This is a genomic window from Streptomyces aurantiogriseus, assembly GCF_014649375.1.
GTDB classification, from domain to species: Bacteria; Actinomycetota; Actinomycetes; order Streptomycetales; family Streptomycetaceae; genus Streptomyces; species Streptomyces aurantiogriseus.
Window position 1 is genome coordinate 1 of the sequence record NZ_BMSX01000082.1, and the last position, 771, is coordinate 771.

Genomic DNA, 771 nt, shown 5'->3' on the forward strand with positions numbered 1-771 from the left:
CCGACAACGAAATGGGCCCCCGACTCCGTCGGCGGCCCATTACGAAAGATCGAGGCTAGTGAGCTGGTTTTGAGATCCTGTCGCAGTAGCGGCAGATGCGGTCGAGGATCTGGTCGGCGGTCTTGGTCCACTTGAAGGGCCTGGCGTCCTCGTTCCAGACCTTGATCCAGCCCTCGAGTGCGGCCTTGAGGTTGTCGAGGGAGCAGAACACCCCACGCTCCAGGCAGCGTCGTTCGAGCTCAGCGAACCACCGCTCAACCTGGTTGAGCCACGACGAGTATGTGGGCGTGAAGTGGAGCTGGAAGCGCGGATGCGCGAGCAGCCACTTGTGCACCACGGGCGCCTTGTGGGCGGAGAGGTTGTCCCAGATCACGTGGACCGCCAGGCTCTTACAGGGCGTCACCGTGCTCGGCGACGGCGCCTACATCAACACCGCCCTCGTCGTCCCACACCGCAAACGCCCCGGACGACCGCTGCTGAAGGGCGAGGAGGAGGACAACGCCGCCCACCGCAAAGTCCGCGCCCGCGTCGAGCACGTAATCGGCCGGATGAAGAACTACAAGATCCTCCGCGGCTGCCGGCAACGCGGCGACGGCCTCCACCACGCCGTCCAGGCCGTCGCCCGCATGCACAACCTCGCCCTCGCAGCATGACCAAACACGCCAACAGCCCTGCTCAGGCTGCCTGATCGCAGCCTTCTGCAACACGCTTTACGAGTTGGTGCGTGATAGCGGGTGGGGTGTCGTGCCCGGCCGGTGGCATGATCCGTCT

Annotated in this window: 1 protein-coding gene and 1 pseudogene; one reads left to right on the forward strand and one right to left on the reverse strand. The window is 65.1% G+C overall.

Annotation, left to right across the window (positions count from 1 at the left end):
* Nucleotides 1–55: 55 nt before the first annotated feature.
* Complete coding sequence (locus tag IE263_RS48070) at nucleotides 56–373, reverse strand: transposase (RefSeq protein ID WP_229911597.1); 318 nt, start codon at nucleotides 371–373, stop codon at nucleotides 56–58.
* 19 nt (nucleotides 374–392) lie between these two features.
* On the opposite strand from IE263_RS48070, the pseudogene IE263_RS48075 reads away from it, so the two are divergent.
* Nucleotides 393–653, forward strand: a pseudogene (locus IE263_RS48075) (transposase family protein); the annotation flags it as partial.
* Between the last annotated feature and the right edge of the window lie 118 nt (nucleotides 654–771).